Source organism: Sneathiella sp., assembly GCF_041689005.1.
Taxonomy (GTDB): Bacteria; Pseudomonadota; Alphaproteobacteria; order Sneathiellales; family Sneathiellaceae; genus Sneathiella.
Map to the genome: position 1 here is coordinate 1 of NZ_JBDNHC010000095.1, position 4,962 is coordinate 4,962.

3 protein-coding genes are annotated in these 4,962 nt (G+C 51.6%); 1 reads left to right on the forward strand and 2 read right to left on the reverse strand.

Annotation, left to right across the window (positions count from 1 at the left end):
* The coding region (locus tag ACESNI_RS11415; protein ID WP_373086785.1) for a flavin-containing monooxygenase at positions 1-1,678 on the forward strand (1,678 nt) is incomplete at its 5' end.
* A 205-nt stretch (positions 1,679-1,883) separates the two neighbouring features.
* Here the strand turns inward: ACESNI_RS11415 and ACESNI_RS11420 are convergent.
* Entirely contained in the window at positions 1,884-3,116 is a 1,233-nt protein-coding gene (locus tag ACESNI_RS11420) for a cytochrome P450 (protein ID WP_373086786.1), read from the reverse strand.
* A gap of 13 nt (positions 3,117-3,129) precedes the next feature.
* Positions 3,130-3,900 (reverse strand): MBL fold metallo-hydrolase, encoded by a 771-nt coding sequence (locus ACESNI_RS11425; protein ID WP_373086787.1) that lies wholly within the window; start codon positions 3,898-3,900, stop codon positions 3,130-3,132.
* Positions 3,901-4,962: the final 1,062 nt, after the last annotated feature.

A 4,962-nucleotide genomic window follows, 5' to 3' on the forward strand; every position in this document is an offset into this window, starting at 1 on the left:
CAAACCCGACAATGTTCGGCTTGCGCAGATGCTGACTATAGCAATGTCGGAGGAAGTGCCGGAGGAATATGGTGACATCATCGCCGCTGGAATGGCATTTCAACAGCCGGAACGCGACATGCCGCCAAGCATCAAGGACAAATCCGCGATCGTTATTGGCGGCGGCGTCTCGGGCATGTGTGCAGGCATCGAACTGCAGCAGCTTGGTATGAAATATACGCTGTTTGAAAAGAACGAGGATTTTGGCGGTACCTGGTTCGAAAACCGATATCCCGGGTGCGGGGTCGACACCCCTTCGCTGACCTATACATTCTCCTGCCGTCCAAACGACTGGACAAAATATTTTCCGTTGCGCGACGAGATCGAAGGGTATCTCCTTGATACTGCGCAACATTTTAAATTATACGAGAATACCCGCTTCAACAGGCGGGTAGAGGATGCGCGCTGGAACGAAAAGACCGGGAAATGGGACGTCAGGATAACAAACCCGGACGGGAAAGCAGAAGTCCACAGCGCCGATTATCTGTTTAGCGCAGTTGGCATTCTCAACATTCCCAAATATCCCACGATCGACGGACTCGATAGCTTCGAAGGCGACATATATCATACCAGCCGCTGGCCGGACGATGCCGACCTTTCCGGAAAGCGGGTCGCCGTGATCGGAAATGGCGCGTCCGGAATGCAGATTGTGCCGGCGATTGCCGATGAAGTCGCCACGCTGACGATTCTTGCGCGCTCGAAGCAATGGGCGGCGCCATTCCCGCAGTTTCGCAAAGACGTGCCCGAAGGTGTGCGCTATCTGATGCAGGTTGTTCCGCTTTACCGGGCATGGCTTGAACAGAGACTCTCCTGGACATTCAATGACCGCGTCCATGGAACCCTGTTCCGCGACCCGGACTGGGATCATCCCGATCGCGCCGTTAATGCGATCAACGACGGCCATCGTAGAGCATTTACGCGGTACGTGACGGAACAATTGGGAGACCGGGAGGATTTAATCGCTGACGTTCTTCCGGGCTATCCGCCTTTCGCCAAGCGGATGCTGCTTGATAACGGATGGTATCGCACTTTGAGGAAGCCGAACGTCCGGTTGGTCCCAGAACATCTTGCGCGGGTTGAAGGCAAGCGGCTGATCTCGTCATCAGGCGAGGAAGTAGAGGCAGATGTCATTATCCTTGCCACCGGCTTCCAGACAACCCGGGTTCTGGGTTCATATGATGTGGTGGGCCGGGATGGCCGCATATTGCGCGAATTGTGGGGCGAAGATGATGCGGCGGCCTATCTCGGCACCTTGGTTCCGGGCTTTCCCAATTTTTTCATCCTGCTAGGCCCCAATGTCGGGTCGGGCCATGGCGGCAGCATGATCCGCAATATTGAAAACCAGATGCATTACGCCGGTGAGGTCATACTCAGCAGCGAAGAACGTGAGGCTGAAACGGTCGAGGTCAAAGGCGAGGTATACGAAGATTACCGTCAAAAAATCGATGAGGCGCATGAAAAGCTCGTGTGGACTCACCCTGGAACCGAGAACTGGTATCGCAATTCAAAGGGACGGGTCGTCGCTATCACACCATGGAGGAACGATGCATTCTGGCGCATGACTCGCAAGCCGCACGCCGATGACCTTCAATTTGGCAATGACGGCGAAGACTCTTCGGATGTGGTAGAGGCAAGTTGAAGGCACTGCGGGCATGAGCGCAGTCTGAGGCTAGCCGGGAATTCGTGTTCAACAGAAATTGATCAGGCACAATCCGTTTTACCTTCTCGGGCTCTTTCAGGCCCGCTGCCCTGCATCGGACCAGTGGAGTGCCAGTGTTCGTCGTCTTCCTCAGTGAACATCGCTTCCAGCGCTTCGTGAACCGGGTCCGACCCACATATAAATCTCACCATTCCGCGGGCAAGCGCGCCATGCCCCTGAACATAAATCCGTCCCGCCAGGCTGGCGTTTGAACATCAACCTTGAGTTCAGGCAAGCGCCGCACAAGTTCGGCAAAAGCGATGCGGCCTTCCAGCCGCGCTAACTCTGCTCCAACGCAAAAATGTATGCCACCCCCGAAGCTCATATGTGTTGCATCGTTACGAGTGATGTCGAATTCGTCGGGACGATCAAAATGCCGAGGATCTCGGTTAGCCGCACCGATTAAAGTCAGCACTTTTTCCCCTTCTGCAATTTCTTGCCCGTGAATGACACGGGGTTCCAGAGCGGTCCGATATGTTGCAATCAAAGAACTTTCATAGCGGAGAATTTCATTGATGGCCGCAGCGCTAAGCCTTTCTGGATCGTTGCGAAGCTTTTCCCATTGCTCTGGGAAACGACTAAAGCAAAGCAGCCCGTTTCCGATCAACTGAGCGGTCGTTTCAAACCCGGCACCAAATAGGCCGATCGCGACCGTCACCAATTCGTGCAACGATAGAGCGTCTTCACCGGTTCCCGATTGAACCAGCGCAGTGGTCAAATCATCTTGTGGCTCGGCCCTGCGTTTCTCGAACAACTCTCCAAAAAATTCTTCCAGAAATGCAATTTCACGATCGGCGACTGCGAGTTCTTTATCGGAAAGCGCCCGAGCCTCAAAGACAATGAAACTTTTTGCAATCGCATCGATTACCAAATCGAGCCTCTCGTCATCTGGCGCCACGCCAAGCATATCGCACATAACCAGAACCGGGAGTTTATAAGCGAAATTGGCGATTATGTCCGTTTTACGGTCAGTTTCGAAATCATCGATCAACTGATTGGTGATCTCTCGGATTCGTGGCTCCATCGCACGAACACGTTTCGCAGTAAGCGCACCTGTCACAAGGCTGCGTAAGCGCGTGTGATGCGGTGGATCCTGCATTAGAAAGATCTCTGAAAGCCATTTGTATGAAACATGGCTAAGAACATCAAATTCGGGACCATAAAAAAGCTGAATGTTCTTAACAAAGTCTCCCTGCCCGAACCCTTTTCGATCCATCAACGTATTTCGTACATCCTCGTATCTGCTTACAACCCAATATCCCGCTTCTGCACGATGAATCGGGTCTTCTTCACGCAAAGATTTGAAAATTGGATAAGGATCACTTTTTAAGTTCGGTGCATCAGGATTGAAGGGTGTTATAGTATGAGTTTTTTCCATATTTACATATTGATCAGGCTTTTATCGGCCTGAACCCTCCCTCAGTTTTCTGTACGAAAATACTATGTGAACCGCCAAAATGGGCTGGCACTATTCGTGCGCCATCCGACGCAGCATCTTCGATCAAATGTCGCCTTGTTTGTGCGGCGGCGACGCGATCCTCGCAGTAGACACTGTTCCAATCAGGGCGAATGACTTGCATCGGATGGTGCAGGATATCGCCGGTAAATAACGCACGATCGCCTTCGCTTCGCACCTCGAAAACCATATGCCCTGGCGTATGCCCCGGCGCGTTACGCAAAACCATGCCAGGAGCAGGCTCAAAACCATCTTCAACCAGTTCCGCAAGTCCCGCGTCGAGGATGGGCTGTACACTGTCCTCAAATACATTTGCATTCACATCTCGCCCGCGCATCGACGGATAAATTTCTCCAGCCGGATCCCATGCCTGCCGGTCAATGGCGGGAAAAATATATTTGGCGTTAGGAAATGTGGGCACCCAATTCTCGCCGTCCCAGCGCGTATTCCACCCAACATGATCGATATGCAAATGGGTACAGATGACGATGTCGACGTCTTCTAGTTGTTTCCCGCTCTGCTTGAAGCGCGTGATAAAATCAGTCTCCAATTGCCCGAAAACTGGTATATGCGGCCGATCTTTCCCATTGCCGGCGCCTGTATCGACCAGGATTAATTGCCCGTTAGCTTCGATCAGCCAACTTTGAAGAATAGCGTATATCTGCCCGTCCTGCACATAATCCGGAGTAAAGCCCTCTTCCTCCATCGCAAATGCCTCAGCTTCATATTCGGCAAAAAGCCCCTCCGGTGGAGCGAATTTACCAGCCCACTCTTCGATACGCCAAACTTTGTGACGTCCAATATTACATGCAGGTCCCACGGTTACGCTCCCTTAAAAGTTAGATCTCAGTGCTGCGCCATAGGTCCTTGGCGGGAGTATAAGGTCCGACCCGCACAGAACCGTAAAGAGGGACAGGGATTATTTTACTTGCGACAGAAAATGTATCAAACGAGTTGTTCCATTATCCGTTGAGAACCTGACGCTAATGTAATCTCCGCAACGACTTCTGCCGCGGTATGACCAGAAATAACTTTTTCCGTCGGCGAGAATATCATTTGACCAGATTGAATCATGGCAAGAACCCTCTCTCTATCGCTAGCTACCCGCATCTTTTGCGATACGATAATCTACCTATTAGTATATATTTAATCTCATTGGTATATGATGTAAATAGGCCATGTCCACACTTTTCTAACTAGCGAAGTGTTTCAAGGCTCGAGAACCGCCAGCGGGGATCAGGCGGCATATCCGAAATTCCAGAACTACAATTGCAGCTGACAAAAGGAGAAGCACATCGCACATTCGCCTTCATATCATGCGCCCAAGCATAAGGGTAATCGAGTTGCCAGAACTGGGCGCCTTAAGGCAGCGACATGGTTCTTTATATTCCATCCGACCAAATGGCAGGTTTCAGACAGCAGATTATATCCGCTAAACGACCGGAACTGGGGCGGTTGCCGACCAGCCGCTTTTAATCCCCATCAAATCAATTCGAATGACCGCAAGTGGGTGGGAAGCGGTCGTGCGAAACACGACTTTCAAAGAGCAGCTTTGCCTGAAATGGGATCAGTGTCGCTGCGTTGCATTTTGACAGAGAGTTCAGAAAGTTACGCCCACTTTACATCCCAATTCACCTTGCTTTCCGATTTGCTGCGTGGCAGCGAAGTAGCGGGTCCGTTTGGTGGGGATAATTGATGCTTGTGAACATGTCGGGCCGGACGATGGCTAGCCCATCTTATTCACGAGCGTGGTAATTCGGGGCTAACA

Excerpts from the sequence above, each read along its gene's own strand:
- ACESNI_RS11425 (WP_373086787.1), bottom strand. The coding sequence starts at position 3,900 with ATGGAGGAAGAGGGCTTTACTCCGGATTATGTGCAGGACGGGCAGATA.
- ACESNI_RS11420 (WP_373086786.1), bottom strand. The coding sequence starts at position 3,116 with ATGGAAAAAACTCATACTATAACACCCTTCAATCCTGATGCACCGAAC.